This is a genomic window from Actinoplanes solisilvae (assembly GCF_003999975.1).
GTDB lineage: Bacteria > Actinomycetota > Actinomycetes > Mycobacteriales > Micromonosporaceae > Actinoplanes > Actinoplanes solisilvae.
Window position 1 is genome coordinate 66,620 of the sequence record NZ_RJAC01000020.1, and the last position, 24,052, is coordinate 90,671.

General features: G+C 68.8%; 23 protein-coding genes and 1 tRNA gene. 15 read left to right on the top strand and 9 right to left on the bottom strand.

The window, feature by feature from the left end:
• Window positions 1-71 precede the first annotated feature (71 nt).
• Complete coding sequence (locus EER30_RS35360; protein ID WP_164842595.1) at window positions 72-1,007, top strand: PASTA domain-containing protein; 936 nt, start codon at window positions 72-74, stop codon at window positions 1,005-1,007.
• Window positions 1,008-1,011: 4 nt separating this feature from the next.
• Here EER30_RS35360 and EER30_RS35365 read toward each other — a convergent pair whose 3' ends face one another.
• Complete coding sequence (locus tag EER30_RS35365) at window positions 1,012-1,311, bottom strand: hypothetical protein (RefSeq protein ID WP_127505217.1); 300 nt, start codon at window positions 1,309-1,311, stop codon at window positions 1,012-1,014.
• A 387-nt stretch (window positions 1,312-1,698) separates the two neighbouring features.
• Between EER30_RS35365 and EER30_RS35370 the strand changes: the two genes are divergently transcribed.
• The 3 genes from EER30_RS35370 (at window position 1,699) to EER30_RS35380 (ending at window position 3,370) form a co-directional block, all read left to right on the top strand.
• Window positions 1,699-2,580, top strand: coding sequence for a helix-turn-helix domain-containing protein (locus tag EER30_RS35370; protein ID WP_127505394.1), 882 nt, complete (start codon window positions 1,699-1,701; stop codon window positions 2,578-2,580).
• Complete coding sequence (locus EER30_RS35375) at window positions 2,550-2,768, top strand: DUF397 domain-containing protein (protein ID WP_432417586.1); 219 nt, start codon at window positions 2,550-2,552, stop codon at window positions 2,766-2,768. The genes EER30_RS35370 and EER30_RS35375 overlap by 31 nt, the downstream gene beginning before the upstream one ends.
• Before the next feature lie 155 nt (window positions 2,769-2,923).
• The gene (locus tag EER30_RS35380; RefSeq protein ID WP_127505221.1) at window positions 2,924-3,370 is read left to right on the top strand and encodes a hypothetical protein; all 447 of its coding nucleotides are present in this window, start codon (window positions 2,924-2,926) and stop codon (window positions 3,368-3,370) included.
• 3 nt (window positions 3,371-3,373) lie between these two features.
• On the opposite strand, the gene EER30_RS35385 is transcribed toward EER30_RS35380, so the two are convergent.
• The 3 genes from EER30_RS35385 to EER30_RS35395 form a co-directional block, all read right to left on the bottom strand.
• Window positions 3,374-3,970 (bottom strand): hypothetical protein, encoded by a 597-nt coding sequence (locus EER30_RS35385; protein WP_240670497.1) that lies wholly within the window; start codon window positions 3,968-3,970, stop codon window positions 3,374-3,376.
• Window positions 3,971-4,076: 106 nt separating this feature from the next.
• Entirely contained in the window at window positions 4,077-4,883 is an 807-nt protein-coding gene (locus EER30_RS35390; protein ID WP_127505225.1) for a WecB/TagA/CpsF family glycosyltransferase, read from the bottom strand.
• Window positions 4,884-5,190: 307 nt separating this feature from the next.
• A tRNA-Leu gene (locus tag EER30_RS35395) sits at window positions 5,191-5,273 on the bottom strand.
• Window positions 5,274-5,471: 198 nt separating this feature from the next.
• Here EER30_RS35395 and EER30_RS35400 point away from each other — a divergent pair.
• The 7 genes from EER30_RS35400 (at window position 5,472) to pknB (ending at window position 14,359) form a co-directional block, all read left to right on the top strand.
• The gene (locus tag EER30_RS35400) at window positions 5,472-6,266 is read left to right on the top strand and encodes an FHA domain-containing protein (protein ID WP_127505396.1); all 795 of its coding nucleotides are present in this window, start codon (window positions 5,472-5,474) and stop codon (window positions 6,264-6,266) included.
• A 5-nt stretch (window positions 6,267-6,271) separates the two neighbouring features.
• Window positions 6,272-6,754: an FHA domain-containing protein FhaB/FipA gene (locus EER30_RS35405; RefSeq protein WP_127505227.1), complete on the top strand. Its 483-nt coding sequence runs from the start codon at window positions 6,272-6,274 to the stop codon at window positions 6,752-6,754.
• Entirely contained in the window at window positions 6,751-8,187 is a 1,437-nt protein-coding gene (locus EER30_RS35410) for a PP2C family protein-serine/threonine phosphatase (protein WP_127505229.1), read from the top strand. The genes EER30_RS35405 and EER30_RS35410 overlap by 4 nt, the downstream gene beginning before the upstream one ends.
• A gap of 79 nt (window positions 8,188-8,266) precedes the next feature.
• Window positions 8,267-9,727, top strand: a complete 1,461-nt coding sequence (locus EER30_RS35415) for an FtsW/RodA/SpoVE family cell cycle protein (protein ID WP_205650564.1) — start codon at window positions 8,267-8,269, stop codon at window positions 9,725-9,727.
• The gene (locus tag EER30_RS35420; protein WP_127505233.1) at window positions 9,724-11,220 is read left to right on the top strand and encodes a peptidoglycan D,D-transpeptidase FtsI family protein; all 1,497 of its coding nucleotides are present in this window, start codon (window positions 9,724-9,726) and stop codon (window positions 11,218-11,220) included. The genes EER30_RS35415 and EER30_RS35420 overlap by 4 nt, the downstream gene beginning before the upstream one ends.
• A gap of 2 nt (window positions 11,221-11,222) precedes the next feature.
• The gene (locus EER30_RS35425) at window positions 11,223-12,530 is read left to right on the top strand and encodes a serine/threonine-protein kinase (RefSeq protein ID WP_127505235.1); all 1,308 of its coding nucleotides are present in this window, start codon (window positions 11,223-11,225) and stop codon (window positions 12,528-12,530) included.
• The gene (gene pknB, locus EER30_RS35430; RefSeq protein ID WP_127505237.1) at window positions 12,527-14,359 is read left to right on the top strand and encodes a Stk1 family PASTA domain-containing Ser/Thr kinase; all 1,833 of its coding nucleotides are present in this window, start codon (window positions 12,527-12,529) and stop codon (window positions 14,357-14,359) included. The genes EER30_RS35425 and pknB overlap by 4 nt, the downstream gene beginning before the upstream one ends.
• A gap of 46 nt (window positions 14,360-14,405) precedes the next feature.
• Here the strand turns inward: pknB and EER30_RS35435 are convergent, their stop codons facing one another.
• The 4 genes from EER30_RS35435 to EER30_RS35450 all read right to left on the bottom strand — a co-directional run bounded on the left by EER30_RS35435 (window position 14,406) and on the right by EER30_RS35450 (window position 18,060).
• Window positions 14,406-15,056, bottom strand: a complete 651-nt coding sequence (locus EER30_RS35435; protein ID WP_127505239.1) for an aminodeoxychorismate/anthranilate synthase component II — start codon at window positions 15,054-15,056, stop codon at window positions 14,406-14,408.
• 1 nt (window position 15,057) lies between these two features.
• A complete protein-coding gene (locus EER30_RS35440) occupies window positions 15,058-15,360 on the bottom strand; it encodes a hypothetical protein (RefSeq protein ID WP_127505241.1) in 303 nt (100 codons plus the stop codon).
• Between the two features lie 4 nt (window positions 15,361-15,364).
• On the bottom strand, window positions 15,365-17,002 hold the full coding sequence (locus tag EER30_RS49015) for a class E sortase (protein WP_240670498.1): 1,638 nt from the start codon (window positions 17,000-17,002) through the stop codon (window positions 15,365-15,367).
• 245 nt (window positions 17,003-17,247) lie between these two features.
• A complete protein-coding gene (locus EER30_RS35450; RefSeq protein WP_127505243.1) occupies window positions 17,248-18,060 on the bottom strand; it encodes a DUF881 domain-containing protein in 813 nt (270 codons plus the stop codon).
• A gap of 178 nt (window positions 18,061-18,238) precedes the next feature.
• Between EER30_RS35450 and EER30_RS35455 the strand changes: the two genes are divergently transcribed.
• Window positions 18,239-18,502 carry a cell division protein CrgA gene (locus tag EER30_RS35455; RefSeq protein ID WP_127505245.1) on the top strand — a complete coding sequence of 88 codons (264 nt, stop codon included), beginning with the start codon at window positions 18,239-18,241 and terminating at the stop codon, window positions 18,500-18,502.
• 185 nt (window positions 18,503-18,687) lie between these two features.
• On the top strand, window positions 18,688-20,823 hold the full coding sequence (locus tag EER30_RS35460) for a (Fe-S)-binding protein (RefSeq protein WP_127505247.1): 2,136 nt from the start codon (window positions 18,688-18,690) through the stop codon (window positions 20,821-20,823).
• Window positions 20,824-20,827: 4 nt separating this feature from the next.
• Here EER30_RS35460 and EER30_RS35465 read toward each other — a convergent pair whose 3' ends face one another.
• On the bottom strand, window positions 20,828-21,496 hold the full coding sequence (locus EER30_RS35465) for a GOLPH3/VPS74 family protein (protein ID WP_127505249.1): 669 nt from the start codon (window positions 21,494-21,496) through the stop codon (window positions 20,828-20,830).
• A gap of 103 nt (window positions 21,497-21,599) precedes the next feature.
• Here EER30_RS35465 and EER30_RS35470 point away from each other — a divergent pair, with 103 nt between their 5' ends.
• A complete protein-coding gene (locus tag EER30_RS35470; protein ID WP_127505251.1) occupies window positions 21,600-22,922 on the top strand; it encodes a hemolysin family protein in 1,323 nt (440 codons plus the stop codon).
• Window positions 22,915-23,970 (top strand): hemolysin family protein, encoded by a 1,056-nt coding sequence (locus EER30_RS35475; RefSeq protein WP_127505253.1) that lies wholly within the window; start codon window positions 22,915-22,917, stop codon window positions 23,968-23,970. Before EER30_RS35470 ends, EER30_RS35475 begins: the two co-directional genes overlap by 8 nt.
• Window positions 23,971-24,052: the final 82 nt, after the last annotated feature.

A 24,052-nucleotide genomic window follows, 5' to 3' on the forward strand; every position in this document is an offset into this window, starting at 1 on the left:
GCGGAGTTCGATCCGGTCCGGCAAGATTCGATACGTTGATCCCCGCGGGTGAGCGAGCCGGAGGAGTGGCGATGTCCGACGAGAGCGACGAGACGCGACGCTTCTCGTCCGGCGACGACGCGCCCGGGGAGCCTCGAAAGAAGACCCCGGGGCCCGACGACCCGGACGCCACTCAGGTCGGCGACGTGCCGCCCGATGTGGACGCGGTTCGTTCCTCCTCCGACCTCGATGCGACGCAGGTCGACGGCGTTCCTGCGGCCGGCGACGACGACACACTGCCGGGTCAGGGCGACGAGACCCGCGTGGTGCCGCCCGTCGTCGACGATGCGACGGTGGTGCAGGACCGGCTCGGTTCCACCGCGGTGATCCCGCCGGTCGACGACGACGACTGGGCGCCGAGCCGGGGCAATCCCGCCTGGTCGGGGCGGGCCGAGGTGCGCCCGCCGCAGCCGACCGGCGGCTATCCCGAGGCTGAGTGGCCGGCTGGCCCTCCTCGTCAGCGCGACCGCTGGTGGATGCCGATCGTCGTCGGCATCATCGCGTTGCTGCTGCTGGCGGTGCTCGGCTGGGCGATCTGGCTGCTCGTGCGGGACACCGAGGACGACCGGACCCCGGCTCCGGTGGCCACCACCTCGACGACGCCCAGCTCGGCCCCGACTACTTCGGCCTCGCCCAGTTCATCGCCGACGTCGACTTCGGCCTCGCCCAGCCCGTCGCCGACGACGCCCTCGGCAACGACGCCGTCACCGACGGCAACCGAGGTGCAGATTCCGGCGCTGCGGGGATTGTCGTTGGCTGACGCGCAGGTGGCGTTGCGCTCGACCGGGCTGAACTACCGGCTGATCTACCGGCAGGCACCCGACGTGCCTCCCGGCACAGTGATCGACAGTGACCCGGTGGAGGGGCAGGAGGTGCCACCGGACACGACGATCACGCTCGTGATCGCGGCCGAGGCCACGACCCCGCCGCCCCCGCCCACCGACGATGCCGGGGACGGCCAGAACTAGCCGGTCAGCGGTTGGTGCGGACCGCGCGGGCCTGGACCGAGCCGCTGGCCACGCCTGGCTGCCGGCCGTTGCGCGCCCTGGGGTCGGGCGCCTTGCCGACGGCGCGCAGGCCACTGATCTGAACGAAGATCGATCGGCGCTCGACCGCGTCGCCCGAGGCGTTCAGTTCGTATCCGTCGAGCCAGATCCAGCCCTCGTACGTCGGCCAGTCGTGGACCCGGATGACACGGAACAGCATCGGCGCTGCGAATTGGACGCTCGCCGCCTTCGTCACGTGGAGAACATCACCGGACCGAGGTAGCACGTCATCTCCTGCCCTGAAACTTCGTCGCGGGACGAACCTTGACACGAAAGCATCAAGTGTGCCCGGCATAAACTTCTGTGCAAGCCTCTGATGATGCCAATCATCAAAAGCGTTGCGGAACGTCACCGTCACCGATCCGATGGCCGCTCCGAAGTGGATCAGTACACTCCGGACGGGCCAAAGATCAGTACCCCGTAAACGGTGGCATATCTGTGCGTTGAGCGGCCTTCGGTCACTTCACCCGTTGGGGCGTAGTGACGTGGGCCATACCGAAAGATTGCACCACGAGTGCGGTCGATGCAAGTTGCATGTCAGCCCTTCGTGATTACCGGTTGGTAGGCGTCGGTCAACTTGAATCGTTAAATGATCGACAGGAGACTGGAGGCTGTGAATCAGCATCGCAGTCCCACCATTCGCCGTCGTCGACTCGGAGTCGAGCTGCGCCGGCATCGGGAAGCGGCCCGGGTCACGATCGACATGGTGGCGGACCGTCTCGGCTGCTCAACGTCCAAAGTATCCCGTATTGAGACGGGCCATACGAGTGCGAGCCCCGGCGATGTCTCGGCCATGTTGGACATTTACGGCGTAGACGCTGAGATCAATCAGGAGCTCGTCCAAATTGCCCGAGAGGCCAGGCAAAAGGGATGGTGGCATCCCTTTTCGACCGTTTTGACCGGGGCCTATGTGGGGCTGGAGGCTGCGGCGAGGTCCGTCCGGACCTACGAATCGCAGGTCATCCCCGGTTTACTCCAGAGCGAATCGTACGCAATTGCGATGATTAGGGCCGCCCGACCGGGGGACACCGATCAGGAAATTGAGCGGCGAGTGCGCGTCCGGATGGAACGGCAGTCGTTATTGATTCAGGACGATCCGTTCGATCTTTGGGTGGTGCTCGATGAGGCGGTAGTGAGCCGGCCGGTCGGCGGCGACGAGGTCATGCGAGATCAATTAGCCAGATTGATCACGACGGCCCGGTTGCCGAACGTCACGTTGCAGATCTTGCCCTTCGCGGCGGGCGCGCACGCCGGGATGGACGGCACGTTCGCCATTCTCGAGTTCGAGGAGGAGGGTGATGCCGACGTGGTGTTCACGGAAAACGCGACCGGTGGCCTGTTCCTCGAGAAAGTCGAGGAGCTCGGCAAGTACATCTCCATCTTCGAAACCATCCGGACGACGGCCCTCCCCCCGGAGGAGTCCATCGAGATGATCCAAATGCTGGCAGAGGAGCCATTGTGGAAATCGAAGCGAAGGGTCTCCGAGTCGATCTGAGCCGGGCACAGTGGTTCAAGAGCGCTCGCAGCGGGCCGAACTCCGACAACTGCGTCGAGGTGGCGTTCGTCGACGAGGCGATCGCGGTGCGCGACTCCAAGAACCCGCAAGGGCCCGCACTGATCTTCACCGCCGCCGAGTGGGACGCGTTCGTCGGCGGAGCCAAGGACGGCGAGTTCGACCTCTGAACCACCGTTGACGTCGCCGTGCGGCCGGCCCTCCCACCTCGGTGCGGGAGAGCCGGCCGTAGTCATTTCCACGCTCGCGTCGTTGAACGCCAAAAGCGCGGCCCGGACCGTGCACACCGGCGGGTCAATCACCCGAGCGAGGGCAAGGCATACAGATGACGATTGGTTCGGAAAACCTCAGCAACGGCTCCGCGACGGCGCAGGACCGGTTCAGCGGCGGAGTCAGCGCCTACCGGCAGAACCGGCGTGAGGCCGCACTGGCCGAGGACGGCGAACTGGTGTCGCGGGGCAGCTCGTCGGGCCTGCCCACCCGGTCGCCGGGCCGCTCGCACAGCAGCATCGAGCCGATCAGCCCGCTCGACCGGGCGGCCAAGCTGCCCTCGCTCGACATGCAGGGACTGACCGAGCCGGTCTTCTCGTCGACTGACTGGCCCGAAGCCGGCTCGTCGCAGTCGATGGCCGACCACCCGCTGCTGCGTGGCCTGCTGCTCGAGCTGCCCGCCCGTGGCACGCTGCCCACATCGGACTGGCTCGACCGATGGTTCGAGGCGGCCCGCTCGATTCTCGAGCTGCTCTATGTGCAGGAAGCCAGAAAGAACTGACGCCTATCGCGAGTCGACCGGCGCGCGCAGACGATTGCGGCCGATCGGAGCCAGAGCGAGCAGGCTGAGCCGGCTGTGCCGGATGCCGGCGCGCACCCCGATCGCGAGGACGGCCACGCCGACCACGGTGATCGCGATACCGGCCAGATCGGCGCCCGGCACCCTTACCAGGCCACCCGCGATCGGCAGGCTGACCAGCGTGGCCAAACCGGTGACCTGCAACGGAACCAGGATCATCGGGTGGGCGGCGGCCGCGCGCAGGGCCGGCGGCACCGGGGTCTGAGGGGCGGTAGCAAAGGCGCCCGCCCCGCGCCGCACCTGCGCCATGCGGCGCAGGCCGACGGTGAGCACGACCAGGGCCGGAACGGCCGGCGCGAGAGCCGCGGCCGGAGCCGCCGACTCACCCGGCAGCAGCGCGGTCACCACGGGAACGGCGACGAACACCAGCGCACCCCCGACGACCAGCGCGGTCAGGCGGACCGCCCGGCGGCGCAGCTCCATCGCCGAACGGGCCGACGGCAGCGCGTCGGCCAGCAGCCCGGCCGTGAGCCAGACGACGACGAGGGCGCCGGTGAGGATGAGGTCCGCGACGATGTTCACATCGTTCAGCGTTCACCCGTGCGCGCTCGGGCGAAACCGGGTTATCACCCCACGAGCCCCGTAAGGGAGGTGTGGTTAATTACCCTGACCCGTTTGAGGGGGCCCGTCAGACCGCGAACGAAGTCACCGGTGAGGTGGCCGGAGCGGGCGGGTTCGCCTTCCACAGTCCGCTCTTCTGCGCCGCGAGCCGGCTCAGGTAAGCGGGGTTGAGCAGGACGTATCGCTTCCACAGCCGCTTCGGCTCGAGCCCCAGGCGCCAGAGCCACTCGAGTGCGTACTTCTGCATCCAGGCGGGCGGGTTCTTCAACAGACCGGCGTGGTAGTCGAACGCCGCGCCGACCGCGAGCAACGGCATGTCAAGAAGCGGACGCATCGCGTACGTGAAGATCTCTTGCCGCGGGCACCCGAGCCCGACCAGGACGACACGCGCGCCGGACGCTTTGATCCGCTCGGCGATTTCTTCCGGCTCGCCCGGCTGCGACGCCCGGAACTTCGACGCCTCGACCCCCGCGATCTTCAGCGCCGGGAACATCTCTTCCAGCGCCGGCACCAGCCGGTCGAGAGTGGGCTGCGTGGACCCGTACAGATAAACAGGTAGTCCCTCGGCCGCGGCCTGCTCCACGACCTTCAACGTCAGCGTCGGCCCGTACACGCGGTCGGTGAGCCCCGCGTGGTGCACCGAGTTCAGTGCCCACCGAACCGGCTGCCCGTCCGGCGTGACAAGGTCGAAGGAGTTCAGCCGAGCACCGTGCGCCCTGTCCTGCACCCCGGTCATGACCCCGTGCACAGCCAGCGCGGTAACCGCGAAGGGCCGCCGCTCCCGAGCCGCTTCCATGATCCGGGACGTGGCATCGGCGTAGTTAGTGATGTCAACCAACACCCCGAGCACACTGCGCTTGCCCGCGTTCGTCACGGATCCACCTCTGACTAGGTCCCAAGCCCTTTACCGCCGCCGAGCATAACGACCCCGGAGTAACTCACCCCACAGCATGGGTGACTGAGGCCCACCGGAGGTGTTGCAACCACACCGTGACTTGTAACGCTCAGCAACCAAGTCGGGTCAAAATCCCGACGAAGTCGGGCAATCCAACAAAGGGTGAGAAATCCCGCAGCACGCGACCACGACACCGTGGGGTTTCAGGGGGCTCGGCCCCCTGAGCAGATATGACGAGGCGCCGAGGTTCGCGCTTCTCAGCGAACACTCGGCGCCCAGCGCCTCGTGGGGATGGGGGGAGTTGAACCCCCACGTCCTTTCGGACACACGGACCTGAACCGTGCGCGTCTGCCATTCCGCCACATCCCCGTGGCATATGAGACCGGCCCGTAGACCTGCCTTTTTGTTACCGGCTGCGACAGACTACGCTGTCGCACGTCACCAAGCGAGTTGATATCGCCCTCGACGCCAGGGAACACTATCACGGCGTCGACGGGTGTCATACGAGGGTCAGAAGTGCCGGTCGCTCTTGAGCAACAGATGCGCAAGCGGCGGCCGGATACCATCATGTCCTCGGAAGCCGAGGAGGAGCCGGTGAGCGTGCTGCAGCGCTTTGAGAAGCGATTGGAAGGCCTTGTCGAGGGGGCCTTCGCCAAGGTGTTCAAGGGTGTTGTGCACCCGGTGGAGATTCTTAATGCCATGCAGCGGGAGGCTGAGGCACACAAGGCCATCCTCGCGGGTGGCCGCACTCTCGTGCCGAATCGCTACGTGATTGACCTCTCGCCCTACGACCACAGCCGGCTGGCGCCCTACGCCGCCGCGCTCGCGCAGGAACTTGCGCAGTCGCAGGCCGAGTTCATCGGGGAGCAGGCGTGGACGGTCTACGGCGACGTGATCGTCGAGATCGAGCGCGGTGACGGGCTCGACACGGGCATGTTCCGCGTGACGGCCGAGGTCTACACCGGTGGCGAGGTCGCCCCGGTGCAGCAACCGGCCTACGACGCCGGCCCGCAGTACCCGCCCTACGAGCAGCAGGGTGGTTACCAGCAGCACGGTGGCGGCGGCGGCATGAACGGCCGCGGTGGTGTGGGCCTCATCTCGGGCGACGGGCGCACCTACCCGTTGCAGATGGGCTCGACCGTGATCGGCCGGGGCGATCAGGCCAACCTGCGCCTGCCCGACGTCGGCATCTCGCGCCGGCACGCCCGGCTCGACTACGACGGAAATCAGGTCGTCCTGACCGACCTGGGCTCCACGAACGGCACGATGGTCAACGGCCAGCGCGTGTCGGCAGTGGCGCTCAACCCGGGCGACATGATCCAGTTGGGCACGACCACCCTCACGTTCCGAGTGGACGGCTAGTCACCTTGCCCGAATTCGTCCTCACCGTCGCCCGGTTCGGCTTCCTCATCCTGCTGTGGATCTTCGTCTTCACAGTCGTCGGGGTGATCCGCCGGGATCTCTTCGCTGGGGTCCGGTCCAAGAGCATCGTCGCCAGCCCTCGGGGGGTGGGTGGTGCGGTTCCCGCGGACCGGCCGGCCAAGGCCAAACGCGGTAAGGCGGCAAGGCAGGTCGTGGTCACCGCCGGCCAGTTGGCCGGCACCCGCATCACCTTGGGTGAAGCACCGATCACTATCGGTCGCGCCGAGGATTCGACGCTCGTCATCACCGACGACTTCGCCTCGGCTCGGCACGCGCGGCTCGTTCCGCGGGACGGCCAGTGGTTCGTCGAGGATCTCGGCTCGACGAACGGGACCTATCTCGACCGCGGTAAGGTCTCCGGACCTACTCCCGTCCCCCTTGGCGTCCCGATCCGGATCGGACGCACTTCTCTCGAGTTACGGCCATGACCCTGACCCTGCGCTATGCCGCTCAGAGCGACCGCGGTCTGATCCGAGACCTCAACCAGGACTCCGTCTATGCCGGGCCGCGGCTTCTTGCCGTCGCCGATGGCATGGGCGGCATGGCCGCTGGTGACGTCGCGTCCAATATCGTCATCGCCGCGATGGCGCCGCTCGACGAGGACGTCCCTGGTGACGCCCTGGTCGACGCGTTGCGTCATGCCGTCGGCACGGCCAACCAGCACCTGCGTGACACCGTCGACGCCAATCCGCAGCTCGAGGGCATGGGCACCACGCTGACCGCGGTGCTCTTCTCGGGCAGCAAGTTCGGCATGGTGCACATCGGTGACAGCCGGGCCTATCTGCTGCGCGGGGGTGAGTTCGCCCAGATCACCAAGGACGACACCTACGTTCAGATGCTGGTCGACGAGGGCCGCGTCAGTCCCGAGGAGGCGAGCAGCCACCCGCAGCGCTCGTTGCTCACCCGGGCGCTCGACGGCCGCGACATCGACCCTGAATACAGCGTCCGCCAGGTGCTGAAGGGCGACCGCTACCTGATCTGCAGCGACGGCCTCTCCGGCGTCGTCAGTGCCGACACCATCGGCCAGACGATGCGCGAGATCGCCGACCCGCAGGCCTGCGTCGAGCGGCTCGTACAGCTCGCGTTGCGTGGCGGCGGGCCCGACAACATCACCGTCGTCATCGCCGACGCGACGGACGCCGACATCGTCGAGCAGTCGCCGGTCGTGGGCGGGGCTGCCTCGCTCGACCGCGGCAACAACACGGTCGCCGACAGTTCGACCCCCGCGGCCCGGGCTTCCGCGTTGCAGGCGCCGCGCGCGCCGCAGCCGCAGCCCGAGAACGACAACTACGAGGAGCCGCGGCCCAAGGGCCACCCGGTGCGGGCGACCCTGCTCGTGCTGGTGCTGCTCGGTGTGCTCGGCGGCGGCCTGTGGCTGGGCTACCAATACACGCAGAAGCAGTATTACGTCGGCGCCACCGAGGCGGGCGAGCTCGCGATCTTCCGCGGTGTGCCCGGCCAGATCGCCGGCCTCGACCTCTCCAGCGTCAACGAGACCAGTCCCAACCGTCTCGACGACCTCACCGTCGTCGCGCAGGAGCGGGTCAAGCAGGGCATCCACGCCGAAGACCGGCCGGACGCCCAGCGCATGATCGCCGAGCTCACCGAAGACGTGCCGACGAACCCGAACCTCAAGCCGGCCTGCAACACGTCGACCCTGGCGCCGGCCTCGTCGCCGTCGGCACCGTCGTCGGTCCGGCCGAGTGCCGGAGCCGGCAGCCCGACCGTCGGCCGCACTGCCAACGGCACGGGCTCCAAGGTCGCGTCGGCCCCGCCCGTCGCGCCCACAAGCACGCCGTCCGCTCAGGTTTCCGAGTCCGCGCCCGCTGCCGATCCGGTCGGGTGCCGGACCGTCAACTGAGCTTCGGCTCGACCATGTCTGGGGATCCTTCTTGACCGCGCCCGCCGTACCTGCCTCCTCGCCCGGCTCCACGGGCGAGATGGCGCGTATCCCGGGAATGAAGACCCAGCGCAATGCCGAGCTGGGTCTGCTCGCGTTCGCCATGGTGCTGGTGGCCGCCTATGGGGCCACCGTCGAGGCGGCCCGCATCGGTGAGATCACGCCGACGTTCTGGGTGCCGGCCGCGTTGCTGAGCATCCTGTTCGTCGGCCTGCACTTCGTCGTCCGCTACACCGCGCCGTACGCCGATCCGGTTCTCATTCCGGCGGTCGCCCTGATCAACGGGTTGGGTGTGGGCTTCCTGCGGCGGCTCGACATCGGCGACGCTCTCAGCAAGAAGCAGGCGATCCCGGGAATCTTCTCCGGGATCGGTGGCCGCCAGCTCGCCTGGACCTTGATCGCGTTGATCCTCGCGGCGGTCCTGCTGATCGTGGTGCGTGACCACAAGATCGTCTCTCGGTACGCCTACACGCTCGGTCTGACCGGCATCGTGCTGGTGATGATCCCGGCGGTGCTGCCGTCGAGCATCTCCGAGGTCAACGGCGCGAAGCTGTGGATCCGGATCGGGTCGTTCTCGATCCAGCCCGGTGAGTTCGCCAAGATCGCCCTGGTCTCGTTTTTCGCCTATTACCTGGTGCGCAAACGAGAAGTGCTCTCGCTGGCGAGCAAGCGAGTGCTCGGCATCGACTTCCCGCGTGGCCGTGACCTCGGTCCGGTCGTCACGGTGTGGCTGCTCAGCCTCCTGGTGCTGGTGTTCGAGAAAGACCTGGGTACGGCCCTGCTCTACTTCGGCCTGTTCGTGGTGACGCTCTACGTCGCCACCGAGCGGGCGAGCTGGCTGATCATCGGTCTGCTGCTGTTCTTCGGTGGCGTCTACCTCGCCTACCTGCTGGGCGCCTCGGTCGGCGGCCCGTTCGCCAACTTCTACGACCGCGCGCAGGTCTGGCTCGACCCGTTCGCGCTGGACAACTACGAACGGTTCGGCGGCAGCTATCAGCTCGTGCAGGGCCTGCTCTCGCTCGGCACCGGCGGGTTGTTCGGCTCGGGTCCGGGCGGCGGCTCCCCGCGGTTCGTACCCGAGGTGCAGAACGACTTCATCTTCGCCGGCATGGGTGAGGAGATCGGCCTGTTCGGCCTCTCCGCGCTGCTGGTGCTCTACCTGCTGATCGTCGAGCGGGGTCTGCGCTCGGCGCTCGCCGTGCGCGATTCGTTCGGCAAGCTGGTTGCGGGCGGCCTGTCGTTCACCCTGGGTTTGCAGATCTTCGTCATCCTGGGTGGCATCACCGGACTCATCCCGCTGACCGGCCAGACGACGCCGTTCCTCTCGTCGGGTGGCTCGTCGCTGATGGCCAACTGGCTGCTGATCGCGATGCTGTTGCGAATCTCGAACGCGGCCCGCGGACCGGCGGCGAGCGGCGGCGGCGCCGATCGAGCCGGTGGCGGACCAAAGAAGGCGCCGGCACAACTGCACGGCGCCATGACGGAGGTGATCAAGCCGTGAACGCACCACTTCGCCGGGCCGGCGTGGTCATCCTCGTCCTGTTCGGGCTGCTCTTCGCGAACCTGAACTGGGTGCAGGCCTACAAGGCCGACGACTACCGCACGAGCGACTACAACCGCCGGGTCGTGGTCGCGCAGTACGAGCGGCCGCGCGGCATCATCGAGGTCGGCGGCACCGGGGTGGCGACCAACAAGGTCACCGACGACGCCCTGAAGTACCTGCGCGTCTACCCCCGCAAGGAGGTCTACGCCCCGGTCCTCGGTTACCGTCCCGTCGGCCTGGCCGCGACCGGCATCGAGAATGCCGAGAACGACTTCCTCTCCGGTGAGAGCGACAAGCTCTTCGCCGACCGGGTAAAGGACATGTTCACCGGCAACAACACCGGCGGCGGCAACGTCCTGCTGACGATCAACTCCAAGGCGCAGGAAACGGCCTGGAAAGAGCTGACCGGCAACGAGCGCGGGGTCAAGAGGGGCGCGGCGATCGCGATCGACCCGCGCACGGGGGCCGTGCAGGCCATGGTCTCGATGCCCAGCTTCGACCCGAACCCGCTGGTCAGCCACGACGAGAAGGCCGCCTCGGCCGCGTACAACAGGCTCAACAAGGACCCCGCTCAGCCGTTGCTGAACCGGTCGACAGCCGAGACACTGCCGCCCGGCTCGACCTTCAAGGTGATCGTCTCCGCGGCCGCCCTCCAGAACGGTTACACAACCGAGACAGAGATTCAGGCGGGCGCCGAATACCGCGAGAGCGGGGCGGTCATCCGCAACGCCGAGGACGAAGTTTGCCCTGGTCAGCGCATCGATCTGAAGGAAGCGCTGACGGAGAGCTGCAACACCGGCTTCGCCCGGCTCGGCGTCACCCTCGGCCGCGACAAGATCATGGCGGCGGCCAAGGCGTTCGGTTTCCAGGACAGTCAGCTGACCGTCGGCAACCTCGAGGGCAGCGGCCTCCCGGTCGCCGCCAGCGACACCGGCAAGATCGCCAACGCGGACGGCAGCGTCGACAAGGGCGCGCTCGCGCAGTCGTCGATCGGCCAGCGCGACGTGCGCATGACCCCGATCCAGGGCGCGCTGATCGCCGCCTCGGTGGCCAACGGCGGCAAGCAGATGCGCCCCTACCTGGTGCAGAAGCTGCTCACCCCCGACCTGCGGACGATCTACACCGCCAGTCCGAAGACGCTTCGTGAGCCGATCAACAGCCAGGTCGCCGGTGACCTGAAGGACATGATGATCAGCGTCGTCGAGAACGGCACCGGCAAGAAGGCCCGGATCAAGGGCATGGAGGTCGGCGGCAAGACCGGAACCGCGGAGAACGCCGAGGGCGCCGACGATCACGGATGGTTCATCGGTTTCGCCTACAACGACAAGGGCGACGCGGTTTCCGCGGTTTGCGTCATGCTTGAGAACGTGCCCGGTGGCCATGCGAGTGCCGAGGCTGCCCGGATCTCCGGGCTCATCATGAAGGCCGCGGCGGGTCAGGGAGGGGACTGAGCATGATCAGCCCTGGGGTGACCCTCGGCGGCCGGTACCGTCTCGACGAGCGGATCGCCGGCGGTGGGATGGGTGATGTCTGGCGCGGCACCGACGAGGTGCTGGGCCGGACGGTCGCTGTCAAGATCCTGCTGCCCGCCCTGCTCGACGAGCCCGGCTTCGCCGAGCGGTTCCGGGGCGAGGCCCGCACCATGGCCACGATCAACCACCCCGGGGTCGTCGACGTCTACGACTACGGCAGCGACCAGCAGCTCGCGTTCCTGGTCATGGAGTACGTCGAGGGCGACGCCCTGTCCCGCACGCTGAGCCGGGTGGGCCGGCTGACCCCGGCTCGCACGATGGCCCTCATCGCCCAGGCCGCCGACGCGCTGCAGGCCGCCCACGCGAACGGCATCGTGCACCGGGACGTGAAGCCCGGCAACCTGCTCGTACGCCCGAACGGCACGCTCGTGCTGACCGACTTCGGCATCGCCCGATCGGCCCTGGTCGGGCAGCTCACGGTGGCCGGCTCGGTGCTCGGCACCGCCTCCTACATCTCCCCCGAACAGGCCTCGGGCGCGGTCGCGACGTCCGCCTCCGACGTCTACGCACTCGGCGTCGTGGCCTATCAGTGCCTCTCCGGGCACCGGCCGTTCGACGGCGCCACGCCGATGGAGATCGCGATGAAGCACGTCCGCGAGACGCCGCGGCCGCTGCCCGGCGACATCCCGCCGCACGTGCGCGCGATCGTCGACCGGGCCCTGGCCAAGGACCCGGGTGCCCGCTGGCCCTCGGCCTCCTCGCTGGCCGGCGTCGCCCGGCAGGCCGCCGCCGCGCTGACCTCGAACGCGCCGCAACCGGCACGGGCCGCGGGCCCGGTCAGCCCCGGCGCCGGCGCTCACCCGCCGGCCGGGCGCCCGTCGAGCGGGGCCGGCGCGGGCCACCCGCCGTACCCTCCGGTTCCCCGCCCGGTCTCGGGCGCGCGCGGGGCCGCCTCGGTGCCTTCCGGCCCACCCGTTCAACCGCAGCCCTACCGCCAGCCGTACCAACCACAGCAGGCGCCCGCGCCGGCCGCCGCCAAGCCGGAGAGCTCCGGTGGGCGTCAGGTGCTGATCGTGCTGGCCGTGGTGCTGGCATTGCTGGTGCTGCTCTGCGCGGGAGTCATCTCGTTCCTGCTCAAGCAGGGCCAGGACAACAAGAACAGCGGCGCGGCCGCAATCCACACGGGCGTCACGGGTGGGGATCCATCAGTGGCGTCGTACCGTCTAACCACGCGGGCGGGCGCGAACCCCGGCTGGATAAAAGCTAACGAAGGACGACAGACGCTATGACGGCGCAGGCCCGCCTGCTCGGTGGCAGGTATCAGGTCGGCGAGCTCTTGGGCTACGGCGGCATGGCCGAGGTGCACCGCGGACGCGACCTCAGGCTCGGCCGTGATGTAGCGATCAAGATGCTGCGCACCGACCTGGCCCGGGACGCCACGTTCCAGGAGCGGTTCCGCCGTGAGGCGCAGAACTCGGCCGCCCTGAACCACCCAGCGATCGTCGCCGTCTACGACACGGGCGAAGAGATTTCCCCGGCCGGCGAGAAGCAGCCGTTCATCGTGATGGAGTTCGTCAACGGACAGACCCTCAAGGAGGTTCTGGCCCAGGAGCAGCGCCTTCAACCGCGCAAGGCTCTCGAGATCATCGCCGACATCTGCGCCGCCCTGGAGTTCAGCCACCGGCACGGCATCATCCACCGGGACATCAAGCCCGGCAACGTGATGATCACGCAGAACGGCCAGGTCAAGGTCATGGACTTCGGCATCGCCCGGGCCCTGGCCAGCGGTGCGACCACCATGACCCAGACCAGCGCGGTCATCGGCACGGCGCAATACCTCTCGCCCGAGCAGGCCCGCGGCGAGGCGGTCGACGCGCGTTCCGACGTGTACGCCGCCGGCTGTGTGCTCTTCGAGCTGCTGGTCGGTAACCCGCCGTTCGTCGGCGACAGCCCGGTCAGCGTCGCCTACCAGCACGTTCGCGAGGAACCGAAGGCGCCGAGCGAGATCAACCACGAGGTCTCGCCCGACGTCGACGCCATCGTGCTCAAGGCGCTCGCCAAGAACCCGATGAACCGCTACCAGAGCGCCCAGGAGATGCGGGCCGACGCGCTGCGGGCCGTCGCGGGCCGACCGGTGCTCGCCACCCCGGTGATGTCACAGGCCGAGACAATGGCCATGCAGGGCGCGCCGCAGTGGCAGCCGCAGGGCGCCACGACCATGCAGCGGCCGATCGGCGGCCCCCCGTACACGCCGCAACGCCGTTCCTCGTCCTGGGTGTGGGCCGCGCTCGCGGCGCTCGGTGTTCTGGTAGTCGTGGTGCTCGGCGTCGCGCTGGCGATGCAGCCCGACGACAAGGACAACACCAACGCCACCCCGACGAGCTCGGCCCCGGTGACCAACCCGATGCCCGATCTTCAGGGTCTGACCAACGATGAAGCGGTCCAAGCCCTGCAGCAGGCTGGCATCAAGAACATCACACCCGAATCCCCCGAGTTCAAGAGCGACTGCGAGGGTACGGTCGTCAAGCAGAACCCGAAGGTGGGCACGCCGATCGGCGCCGACCAATCGGTCAGCTACCAGCTGTGCCAGCCGCCGAAGCAGGTCGAAGTGCCGAAGAACCTGGTCGGCTCGAAGCGCGAAGCCGCCTCGAACATTCTCAAGGGTCTTGGCTTCGGGGTGGACATCAAGGAGAAGGCCAGCCTGGAGAAGGCTGGCATTGTGCTCAAGGTCGAGAATGCCGGCGAAAAGGTCGACCCCGGCACGCGGATCACGGTTGAGGTGTCGAACGGCCGCCTGGTCGAGGTGCCCGACGTGATCGGCAGGTCGGCCGCCACGGCGCAGGGCATCCTCGACAACGCCGGCCAGTTCAACGTCAACATCGTGGACGTCGAAGACCCGAACGGCCAGCCCGGCACGGTGGTCGCGCAGACGCCCAAGGCAGGCTCGACCGCTGAGAAGGGCGACAAGGTCACGATCTCCGTCATCGTGGAGCCCGATCCCGGCGAGACCGAGCCCACCGATCCCGGCTCCGAGCCGCCCGGCAACGGCGGTGGCACCGGCACCAACGGCCTGATCGGCAACTCGTTCGGCACGTTCCGCCGCGACGACAGCCTCTGACCGACAGAAATCAGCCCGCCTCTCCGAACAGGGGAGGCGGGCTTTTCTACGTGGTGGCGAAGGCCGCGCGGCGCCGCGTCTCGACCTCGGCGGCCAGCGGCGGCGCCTTCTCGAGAGCTGAGGGCAGGCCGCAGGCGGCGAGCCAGTTGGCCAGCATGGTGTGGCCGCCCTCGGTGAGCACCGACTCGGGGTGGAACTGCACGCCCTCGATCGGCAGCGAGCGGTGCCGCATCGCCATGACGATGCCGGACTCGGTGCGCCCGGTCACCTCGATCTCGTCGGGCACGGTGTCCGGCACGACGGCCAGCGAGTGGTAGCGGGTGGCGGTGAACGGCTCGGGCAGACCGGCCAGCACCCCCGCACCGTTGTGATGCACCGACGAGGTCTTGCCGTGCAACAGCTCGGGCGCGCGGGTGACGGTCGCTCCGAACGCGGCGCCGATCGCCTGATGCCCCAGGCAGACCCCGAACATCGGCAACTTCCCGGCGTACGCCTTGATGACGCCCATCGTGATGCCGGCGCGTTCCGGAGTTCCGGGGCCGGGCGAGAGCAGAATGCCGGCGGCGCCGAACGTGCCGACGTCGGCGACCGAGATCTCGTCGTTGCGCCGCACCTCGCACTCGGCGCCGAGCTGGCCGAGATATTGCACGAGGTTGAAGACGAACGAGTCGTAGTTGTCGATCACCAGCACGCGCATGTCAGTTCCCCGGGATCTGGTTGCCGCCGGCGGGATCGGACGGGTGCGGCTGGTTCGACTCGGTGCTGTAGGGGATGTCCTCGGGACCGTGGTCCGGGTTGTCCGTCGAGGTGATGTCGCCGCCGGCCGGACCCTGTTGCTCGGTGCCGTTGCCGACCTGCACGTCGTCGAAGGGCAGCAGCGGGGTCGCCCACGGGAAGATGACGTACCAGAGGAGCGCGGTCGTGGCCGCGAGGAGCGCGAGCGAGCTGGTCAGCTTGCCCCAGAAGCCGAACGGCAACTTGCGCCAGATCCAGGCGTACATCGCGTCAGGCCTTCTTCACTTCGGCCGGCATGCCGGCGTCGGGGAGCTTCTGGTCGCGTTTGGACGTCGAGACCAGCTCGGCGTGGATGATCAGGCGCTCGTAGTTGTTGTACTTCGGGTTGCAGGTGGTCAGCGTGAGCAGCGCCTTGGACGGCTTGGCCCGGGGCTTGCCGGGTACGGGCGCCACGACCTCGACCTGGCTGGGCTTGACCACGTCCTTGTCGTAGACGCGGTAGACGTACCAGTTGGTGCGGGTCTCCACGCCGATGACGTCGCCGTCCTTCAGCTCGTCGAGCCGCCAGAAGATCTTCTTGATGCGGTGACCGGCCACCGAGAAGTTGCCGACCTTGCCGGGCTTCGCGGAGTCGGGGTAGTGGCCGGGTGCGTAACGGATGTCGTCGGGCTGCACGCCGTCGACGACGACCCACTCCTTATCGAACTTCGGGATGTAGAGGCGGCCGACCAGGTTGCTGCCGGGCGCGGCCGGACCCTTCGACGCGGCGGCTGTCGGGGTCGGGCCGACGGTCGGGTCGTTCCAGACCTCGTCGAGCTGGCTGGCCAGAGCGTCCTGCTCGTCCTGCACCTTGGCCGAGTTGCCGAAGACCTCGTAACCGGCGAAGAGCAGCACGATCAGTCCGAAGGTGATCATCACTTCGCCGGAGACGCGGATGCCGCCGCGGATGCGCGAGCCGATGGTCGGCCGGGTCAGTTCGGAGTAGACGCTCTTGTAGCCCTCGTCGGTCTGTTCGGCCCGCAGCCGGACGACCTTCTCGCCTCGCTTCGGCTCCTCCGCCACGGGTTCCTCCTCGGCGGGGGGCCGGGCCGCACCCGGGCTGACAGGGGCAACCGAGGCGGCGCCGAGGACGGTGTCGGGCTCGGCTTTCGCCTTCGCGGCGTGGGCGGCGACGCCCGGCACAGCGGAGAGCAGAGCGGTGGGCGAGCGGACGGCGGACGGTTGCTCGGCCGGGCGCTTCGCCATCGGCAGCAGGCCGGTGGGCGCATCCGCCGAACGGATGACGGCTGTCTCGTTCGGGTCTTCGGGCCGGCCGAAACCGGGCGCGGCCGACGGGCCGGGCGTCACCGGGGCGCCGACGCCGGCCGGGCTGCCGAAGGCGGCGAGCGCGGTGGTGGGGTGCCCGCCGGGGTTGTGGCCGGCGGTGGCCGGCGGGACCGGCGGCCGAAACCCACGGCCGGCGACGCCGGACGAGGCCCCTGCGGTGCCGGTCGGAATCTGTGCGGTGCCAGTCGGGAGCCCTGCGGCGCCGGTCGGGAGCCCTGCGGTGCCGGACGGGACCTGTGCGGTGCCGTTGGCGGGCGCCTGCGGGCTCGGTGCGGGCGCGGCGGGGGTCGACGGCGGGTAGACGCCGTTGCGGGCCTGAGGGGCCTCGTGAGGGGGCGCCGCGGGCGGGTGGGCCGCGGCGGCGGGCGCGGGAGTGGCCAGGGCCGCCGCAGCGAGCCAGTCGAAGCCCGGCGAGCCGGGCTGCGGCTCCGCGTGCGGCTTCTGCAGCGACGCGTCGGGCGCCACGCCGTTGCGGGCGATCCGTTGCCGCACCTCGTCGGCGGTGGACAGGATCGCCGTCTCGCTGGCTGAAGGGGGCGGCGGCGCGACGGGCGACGGCGCCGCGGCGGGTGGCTGCGGCATGGCGGGTGGCTGCGGCACGGCAGGTGGCTGCGCTGCGGCAGGTGGCTGCGTCGACGCCGGTGGCGAGACCTGCCCGACCGACTGTGTGGAGGCACCCAGCCCGATCGGCGGTGCGAGCGGACCACCGGGCACGCCGTCCGGCGATGCGTCGGTGATCCGCGGGATGTATGCCGTGTGGGCCTCGGCGTCAGGCGCTCGATGCCGGCCTGAATTCCCCGGCGCGCCCGGCTGGTCCGCTGCCGCCATCAGCCGCTGACCCGCGCGGATCGGAGGTCACTCGACCCGTCGTACGCCCGCACTGTCACGTTCCTCTCGACGGTTTCCTGATAACCGAGGCCGAAGTCGGCGACCGCATCCTTGAACTGCCGGACTCCCTCTGCGGACTCCAACGCGTGATGCATCGTTGTGGGTTCGCCGATCGCCGTGATCCGGAACGGCGGCGAGAAGACTTGGCCGTGGAGTAGCAGCGTGTTGCCGACACAGCGTACCGCGCTGGTTGAGATGACGCGGACATCCATGATCGACATTGCCTCGGCCCCACCAGCCCAGAGGGCATTCACGACCGCTTGAACGTCACCCTGGTGGACGACAAGGTCGTCGTTGTCGGGGGCGTTCGCGGCCACGAAGTCGTTACTGCGGCGCGACGAGTCGTCGAGGCTGACGGTGAGGCCCGGACCTTGCAGGGCGGTGAACCCGGCTGGGGAGCGCAGCGCGTCGGCGCGTTCCCGGGCCCGCTCGGCCGGGCCGCCGGCCTCGGCGAGACGGGCCGTGTCTTGATCGACCGCGGTGCGCAGTTTCGCCGCCGTCCGCTCGCGCGCGTCGAGGCGGGCGCGCTTGTCGGCGATCAGCTGGGCGAGCTGGGGGCGGCGGTCGTCGCGCAGCGCCGTGCCGTCCGCGGTGGTCGCCGAGGTGGTGAAGAGCAGGCCCGCGGCTAGGGCGATCAGGGGTACGCCGACGGTCCAGCCGTGCGGGCGCTTGGTCGGTTTGCGGGGCCGCAGACCGCGCCACGCCCGGCGCAGAACGAGCCGCCACGAGGGCGTGCCAGTGGTGTATTCCACGTCCTCGGCTCCCCTGAAAATCGCGCCGAACAATTTTCCTTGCCCGGCGGGTGCCTGTCATCGCACCGACTTGACTACGCTAGCGGTCGAACATTAATCGCCACGGGCAGCATTCGGGACCTCCGAGGCCGCTCAGCGGTGGGGTTGTTCACCACTTGTTGCCCTTCAGGAGAGCACCGTGCCGAAGTCTCAGGTTCGCAAGAAGAAGGTCTACACGCCGCCGACGGACATTCGTCCGGCGGCTGCCGCGGCGTCCAAGAAGCCGAGCCCGATGTGGCTGCCGATCAGTGCCGTGGCGCTGATCGCGATCGGCATCGCCTGGCTGGTCGTGTACTACCTGTCGTCCCAGGCGTACCCGATCGAGTCCCTGCGGTACTGGAACCTCGCCATCGGCTTCGGCTGCATGGTGGCGTCCCTGGGCATCCTGTCGCGCTGGCGTTAACCACGCTTCCGCCCGCTTCCGCGCGGGTAGGGTGACTTTCGTCCGTTTCATGCGCACCCCGCGCCGGTGGCCGGGGTGCGCTTTGTGCCTGGCGGCCGGTCCCTTGACCCCGTGGCATGCGGCCGTCTATTACTCACGAGTAACATGAGCGCGGCGGACACCCGAGGCGAGGAGGCTCAACGCAGATGGGCATAGCGCAGATAGTCGCCACCGTTCTGGCCGGTGCGGTCACCGTCGTGGCTGTTGTGCTCGCGGTGCGAGCCGTGCTGACCATCACCTCGGTGATCAGGCGCGGACAACCCGACCCGGCGCGGTTCGCCGACCCCAAGACGCGTACGAAGACCATGCTGGTCGAGACGCTGGGTCACACCCGCATGCTCAAGTGGAGCACGATCGGTGCCGCCCACTGGCTCGTCATGGTCTCCTTCATGATCCTGTTCCTGCTGGTCGTGGAGGCGTACTTCGAGGTCGTCGACCCCGAGGCGGGGCTGCCGATCATTGGGCACTGGGTCGTCTACGGGTTCGTCACCGAGTGGATCGGCATTCTCGGCCTGCTCGGCATCCTCTACCTAATCTTCGTGCGCCAGCGCGCGAACCGGGCCAAGCGCAGCCGCTTCCTCGGTTCGACCAGGTGGCAGGCCTACTTCGTCGAGGCCGTGATCCTCGGCGTGCTCGTCTGCGGCTTCCTGATCCGAGGCTTCAAGGTCGCCAACGACACCTTCGAATACCCCGGCTGGGCGACCCCGCTGTCGCACGGCGTCGGTTCCCTGCTGCCCGCCGCGGCCGACGGGCCGACCTGGGTCGCGCTGGTCAAGCTGCTCATCTCGATGGGCTGGCTGATCACGATCGCACTCAACCCGACGATGGGCGTGGCCTGGCACCGGTTCCTGGCGTTCTTCAACATCTTCTTCAAGCGCGCCCCCGAGAAGCCGGCCGGCTCCGGGCTGGGCGCGCTGCGGCCGATGATGAGCCAGGGCAAGCCGCTCGACTTCGAAGAGGCCGACCCCGAGAAGGACCAGTTCGGTGTCGCCCAGGTGGAACAGTTCACCTGGAAGGGGCTGCTCGACTTCTCGACGTGTACGGAGTGCGGCCGCTGCCAGTCGCAGTGCCCGGCCTGGAACACCGCCAAGCCGCTCTCGCCCAAGCTCCTCGTGCTCAGCCTGCGCGACCACGCGTACGCGAAGGCTCCTTATCTTTTGGGCGGTGGAGGCAAGGACCTCACCGGCGAGGAGAAGGCGGCCGAGGCGCAACTGGCCCACATGGACGTGCTGGCGCTGGCCGAGGGCAACCGGCCGCTGATCGGCACCGAGGACGAGCAGGGCGTGATCGACCCGGACGTGCTGTGGTCGTGCACCACCTGCGGCGCGTGCGTCGAGCAGTGCCCGGTCGACATCGAGCACATCGACCACATCGTCGACATGCGCCGCTACCAGGTGCTGATCGAGTCGTCGTTCCCCAGCGAGGCCGGCGTGATGCTGCGCAACCTGGAGAACAAGGGCAACCCGTGGGGCGCTCCGCAGAACACCCGCGAGGACTGGACCAAGGGTCTCGACTTCGAGGTGCCGCGGGTCGGCGAGAAGGAAGACTTCGAATACCTGTTCTGGGTCGGCTGCGCCGGCGCGTTCGAGGACAGGGCCAAGAAGACCACCCGCGCGGTCGCCAAACTGCTGCACGAGGCCGGCGTCGACTACGCGATCCTCGGCGAGGGCGAGACCTGTACGGGTGACCCCGCGCGACGCATCGGCAACGAGTTCGTCTTCCAGATGCTGGCCCAGCAGAACGTCGAGACCCTGCAGGAGGCGAAGGTCAAGAAGATCGTCGCCACCTGCCCGCACTGCTTCAACACGCTCGGCAACGAATATGAGCAGCTCGGCCTCGAGGTCGAGGTCGTGCACCACACGCAGTTGCTGGCCCACCTGGTCGCCACCGGCAAGCTCACCCCGGTGCAGCCGGTCGACGGCGGCGTCACCTATCACGACCCCTGCTACCTGGGCCGGCACAACCGGGTCTTCGACGCGCCGCGCGAGGTGCTCGGCTCGTCGATCGCCGGTGGGCTGACCGAGATGCCGCGTAACTCCGAACGCTCCTTCTGCTGCGGCGCCGGCGGCGCACGCATGTGGATGGAGGAGAAGATCGGCAAGCGGATCAACGTCGAGCGCACCGAGGAGGCCCTGGCGACCGGCGCGAAGACGATCGCCGTGGGCTGCCCGTTCTGCTACACGATGATCGGCGACGGGGTCACCGGCAAGGGCGAGCAGGAGAACGTCGAGGTCGTGGACGTGGCAACGGTCCTCCTGCGCTCGCTCAAGCAAGAGGTCTAAGGCTTCACGAGGACGTGCCGGCGGTGGCCGCGGTGGTCGAGGCGACGATCGCGACCATCACGGCCGCCTGGATCTCCTCGATCGTCTTCTTGACCGCCGCGGCCGCCCACGCGCCCTCGCTGATCTCCCGCAGCCGCGCTTTCACGGCCTTCCGGTCGAGGTCACCGAAGACGGTCTTGTCGAGGTCGGTCGCCGCGACCAGGGCACAGAGCGCAGCCGTACGGGGTTCGACCGCGCCACTGTCGAGCACGGCGCGCCGCATCCGGTCGCGCGCCGCCTTCTCCTGCGCGGGCTCGACGCCGTGAGCGGCCGGGTACTTGATGCGGGGGAACACCCACAGCACCTTGTCCTTCTCGGTCGTCAGAATGCCCTCGTCGACCAGGCGGGCCAGCACCATCGGCCGGGTCTCCTTGGCGAACTTCGACACCCAATGGCCGGGCCTGCGCGCTTTGTCCTCGCCGACGATCTTCGCCAGGGCCGCGTCGACCAGCGGGTCTCCGGTCGGGCTCGCATCGACCACGACCACCCTCTTGTCCTCGACGTCCACCCGCCCGGCCAGAGCGAGCTCGAGCAGCAGCCCGCCGCCCAGACCGTGGTCCAGGTGAGTGCCGTCGGTCAGCGGCGTGCCGTCGTCGTCGTACGCGAGCAGCGTGAACTCTTCGACCAGGTTCATACCCTGACGATTCTCCAAATTCGTGACGTGCCAATCCTCACCTCGCCGACGGCGCGCCCGGCTCGCACCGTTCCGGCACAATGAGACCCGAGGTGAACCGATCATGGACGGCCTGTTCCTGACCGCGGTGCTCCCGTTGGCGGCGTTCGCGCTGCTCACGGCCGGCAACGCGTTTTTTGTGGCCGCCGAGTTCGGCCTGGTGACCGTCGACCGGGCCGAGGTCGCGTCCCGGGCCCGTGCGGGCGATCGCCGGGCGCGCACGGTCGAGCACGCTCTGCACGAGCTGTCCTTCCAGCTCTCCGGCACCCAGCTGGGCATCACGATCACCGCGCTGCTCACCGGCTACCTCGCCGAGCCCGCGCTCTCCCGCATCTTCTCGCCGGTCGTCGAGCCGATCGCGGGCGACGCCACCGAGGGCGTCACGCACGGCGTCGCGCTGGTCGTCGCCACCCTGATCTCGATGCTGTTCGGCGAACTCGTGCCCAAGAACGCGGCGCTGGCCCGGCCGATGCGCGCCGCGCTGTCGACCGCGGCCCCGCTGCGTACGTTCTCCAGGCTCCTCAAGTGGGTGATCGCCGGCCTCAACGGCTCGGCCAACTGGCTGGTCCGCCGGCTGGGCATCGAACCTCAGGAAGAGCTGGCCAGTGCGCGCTCGCCCGAGGAACTGGGCCTGCTGGCCGCGATCAGCGCGCGGGCCGGTGCTTTGCCAGCCGAGACGGCCACGCTGCTGCGCCGCACGATCCGCTTCGGCGAGAAGCGGGCGGCCGAGGCGATGACCCCCCGCGTCGACGTGGTCGGGCTCAAGACCACGGCGAGTGTGGCCGAGCTGATCTCGGTCGCGCGCGAGACCGGGCACACCCGGTTCCCCGTCTACGAGAACACGATCGACCTGGTCATCGGCGTCGCCGGGGTGCCCGACGCGCTCGGTGTCCCGCCGGAGCGCCGCGCCGCGACCCAGGTCTCGACCATCGCCCGCGAGCCGGTCTACGTTCCCGAGAGCCTCGGCCTCGACAAAGTGCTCGCCGCGCTGCGCGAGGCCCACGCCGACCTGGCGATCGTGGTCGACGAGTACGGCGGCACCGACGGCGTCGTCACGGCCGAAGACCTGATCGAGGAACTGGTCGGGGAGATCGCCGACGAGTACGACGCTGAGCCGATCGAGACCTCCTCGCAGGAACTCCTGGCACCGGACGGGGTCGTCGACGGCCTGCTCCGCGAGGACGAATTGATGGAGCAGACCGGATTCGCCCTGCCCGAGGGGCCGTACGAGACGCTTGCCGGTTTTCTGCTCTCCCGGCTCGGCCACATCCCGGTGGTCGGCGAGACCTATGAGAGCGACGGATGGGTGTTCACCGTGATGGCCGTCGACCGGCACCGCATCGAACAGGTGCGCGTGTCCGCGCCGCCGGAGCCCGACGATGACTGAGCTGCTGGTCACCTTCGGACTGCTGATCGGAAACGGCCTCTTCGTGGGCGGCGAGTTCGCCCTGATCGCGTCCCGGCGTACGGCCCTGGAACCGCTCGCCGCGACCAGCAAGCGCGCCCGCTGGGCCCTCTCGGCGATGAGCCAGATCCCGCTGATGATCGCCGGCGCTCAGCTCGGCATCACGATCTGCTCGCTCGGACTCGGTGCGCTCGCCGAACCCGCGCTGGCCCACTTCCTCGAAGGCCCGTTCCACGACATCGGCCTGCCCGAGAACGCGGTGCACCCGGTGGCGTTCGTGCTGGCCCTGAGCATCGTCGTGTTCCTGCACACGGTCATCGGCGAGATGGTCCCCAAGAACATCACGCTGGCCGGGCCCGAGAAGGCGGCGCTCATTCTCGGCCCGTTCATGCTGGCCTTCTGCACGGCCACGAAACCGCTGCTCAACGCGATGCGCTGGGCCGCCCGGGTGGTGTTGAAGATCTGGTCGATCGAGGCGACCGACTCGGTCAAGACCGTGTTCACGGCCGAGGAGCTCGCCGGCATGGTCACGCAGGCCCGCGCCGAGGGGCTGCTCGGCACCGAACAGTTCGCGCGCATCCACGCCGCGCTCGAGCTGCACGGGCGTACGGCGGCCGACACACTGCGGCCCTGGTCGAGCGTCACGACGATCGCCGACGACATCACGCCCGCGACGCTCGAGATGGTGGCGACGCGCACCGGCCGGTCCCGCTTCCCGGTCGTGCAGCGCGAGACACGGCGGGTGCTGGGCTTCGTGCACGTCAAAGACATTCTCGGGTACGCCACCGAGCGCCGGACGCGTCCGATCCCGCCTGAGATCATCCGGCCGTTGGCGGTGGTCTCGCCCGAGCGTTCGCTCGCCGACCTGCTGCTCATGATGCGCCGCGACCGGCTGCACATCGTGCTGGTCAGCGATGGCCGGCGGCCGCTCGGAGTGATCACTTTGGACGACGTGGTGCACGCGGTGGTGGGCGAGCCGGGCCATCCGGTTCTGCCCACTCCGGTGGCCCAGCCTCGGACGGTCGGCTGACCGCCTACGGGTTGTTCCCGTTCTGGTCTGCTCTTGCCGCCGGGTCGCGTTCGATCGTCGGCCGACCATTTCGGACAATAGA